The sequence below is a fragment of the Synechocystis sp. LEGE 06083 genome, from assembly GCF_015207725.1.
Lineage (GTDB): Bacteria > Cyanobacteriota > Cyanobacteriia > Cyanobacteriales > Microcystaceae > Synechocystis > Synechocystis salina.
The window spans coordinates 1-2,527 of the sequence record NZ_JADEWJ010000389.1; the positions used below are offsets into that span (position 1 = coordinate 1).

Sequence of the window (2,527 nt, forward strand, 5' to 3'; positions counted from 1 at the left end):
GGGCCGGGGAAATGACCGCCACCGTCAGTGCCCCCCGCTGAACGCCCAGGGGCTTGGTACAGTCACGTAAACGGGGATCGATCACCTTCTGCCAAGCTTCTTTGACCAATTGGTAACGGCGCAGTTGTTCCCACCCCGGCGATCGCCTGAGATGGCCCAGTAAGTGGTCGAGATTGTTTAAGCCCATGGTGTGCCTCCCTTGGCGGTGGAAATTCCCCGGCCATCCCCCCAAAGCCTAGACCGAAATGGGGTAAAGTAGGCAAGGTAGAATGGTTTCTGCGCCCGGATTTTTGCTCAATTAAGCTTGGCTACGCCTTTGAATTTAACAAGGAGAATTTATGTTAACCCTTAAAATCGCCGTTTATATCGTTGTTGGCTTGTTTATTTCCCTGTTTATCTTCGGCTTCCTTTCCAGTGACCCCACCCGGAACCCTGGCCGCAAGGACTTTGAATAAGCTTTAGCCAAAAAAATTTTCCTCTCTCCCTAGACTAATTTTTGTGCCAGGGGTAGATTGGAACCTGATTGCTCTCCCCCACCGGAGAGTTTTTTGTCGCTGGGGCCACAGACGAAACGATTTCTGGCAATTGATCGTCCCCCTTGTTAACCAAGCCCAGTTAGCCTTAGCTTTATATTTCAGTCCAAACAAAGCAAATGTTAGCGTTGGCGTTTAGTTCGTCGATTTAAATGCCCCCTATTGTTTCCCCTCCCCCTCCTCCGGTACCCATTGAAGTGATCAGTCCGAGGGAGACTGAAGAAATGCTGGCAACTGACGGGGCAACACTTTCCTCGTCCACTCCTCCATCGGCGGACCCGGCGATCGCCCAGGCTTCGGCCAAGGATCTGTACCTTAATCCCAACTCTGGTTTGACCCTGGGGGGTACTCCCGTTGCCCCCAACTCTAAAATCGGCGATCGGCCTGTGGAGGTACCCATTCCTACGGCCAAGAAAATTATCAGTCAGTCCCGGGACGGAGAGATTCAAGAATATCTGATCACAGCCCCCAGCGAGTCGGAGTTAGAAGTGATCACAGGGCCCACGGGGGAAGCTGAGCCCACAGTTGAAGAAAAGGGCCAAGAGGCGATCGATGAAGTCGATGAAGTCTTGGAAATAGACCCTGGAGTCACCCCTCCCCCAACGACAACAGAAAATAACCCAGAGCCGAGCCAATTTCTTGATAGTTCCCCTATTCCGGCCACGGAGGCAGATGAAGTCGCCATTCCCCCGGAAGTAATCGAACTAATTTCCGACCACCAAGAATTTGACAGCAATCGGGAAGTGGTCACCGCCACCGGCAACGTCACCATGCGCTTTGCCAATGGGCTACTGCTGGCCGATCGCCTACGGGTTAATTTGCCGGACCGGTTTGCTGTGGCTGAAGGGAACGTCACCCTGAAGCGGGGAGAACAGATTCTCCAGGGACAAAGATTTGAATACTTCTTTGTGCTCAACCAGGGGGTAATCTACGACGCCAACGGGGAAATTTACCAGCCCAGCACCGCCCGGGACTTTGCCCAAACTGTGCCCGCTGACTTTGGCAACCCCATTGTTTCTAACCAAAGCTTGAACGATCGCCTGGCCATTAATCAGCCCCTCACCAATGTAGTGGGGCAAGAAGGCTTTCGGGCCGGCATTGGGGCCAGTAACCCAGGGGCCCAGAGTGCTAGCCAAACGGACACTGGTGGCCAAGTCAATCGCCTCCGTTTCCAGGCAGAGCAGGTGGACTTCGACGCCGATGGTTGGCGGGCCAAGAAAGTTCGCATTACCAACGATCCCTTTAACCCCCCGGAGCTAGAGGTACAAGCGGAAACTGCCGATTACTATAACGTCGCCCCGGAGGTGGATGAACTCAAACTCACTGGCTCCCGGGTGCTGCTCGACCAAACCACATCCCTGCCCTTCCAGGACCGTCTCACCATCGATCGCCGCGATCGCCAACCGGGATTAATTAGCATTGGCTATGACGGCGAAGACCGGGGCGGCCTATACGTCCAGGGGAATTTCACCCCCATTGACACCGACAGTGTCACCTTTCAAGTTAAGCCCCAATACCTGGTGCAAAAGGTCTTTTTCCCCGACGCTTTCCCCCTGGCCAACCAGAGCGATGCGGAGGTTTGTGCCCTTTGCCCTGCTGCCTTTGGTTTGATTACGGAGTTGAACGTCAACTTCAATGAGCGGATGAATTTACTGAATACCCTCAACTTTTCCAACCTCAATTTGGATGCCATTGATGATTCCCTCCGGGCCAAACTAGCTTTGCAGAATAAATTGGGGGATTTGGGCAATCCCTACGATCTACGATTTGAGTACAATTACCGCGAGCGTTTATACAACGGCTCCCTCGGTTTCCAGACGGTGCAAAGTAGTGTGGGGGCGATTATTGTTTCCCCCACCATTTACCCCTTTGAAGATCCCAGCTTGGCCCTCAACTATCAAGCATCTGTGCAGAGCGTGGAAGCCAGTACCGATCGCCAGGAATTGATTAACCCCACCACCGGGGATAACCTGGTCAGCCTGATGCGTTTACAG

3 protein-coding genes are annotated in these 2,527 nt (G+C 53.4%); 2 read left to right on the forward strand and 1 reads right to left on the reverse strand.

Annotation, left to right across the window (positions count from 1 at the left end; translation table 11 throughout):
• Nucleotides 1-187 (reverse strand): DciA family protein (locus IQ219_RS18915; RefSeq protein WP_194073638.1); only part of this gene is annotated, 187 nt, incomplete at its 3' end.
• 151 nt (nucleotides 188-338) lie between these two features.
• On the opposite strand from IQ219_RS18915, the gene IQ219_RS18920 reads away from it, so the two are divergent.
• Together IQ219_RS18920 and IQ219_RS18925 are read left to right on the forward strand one after the other, a co-directional pair.
• Entirely contained in the window at nucleotides 339-455 is a 117-nt protein-coding gene (locus tag IQ219_RS18920; RefSeq protein WP_010873313.1) for a photosystem II reaction center protein I, read from the forward strand.
• A 230-nt stretch (nucleotides 456-685) separates the two neighbouring features.
• The coding region (locus tag IQ219_RS18925) for a DUF3769 domain-containing protein (protein WP_194073639.1) at nucleotides 686-2,527 on the forward strand (1,842 nt) is incomplete at its 3' end.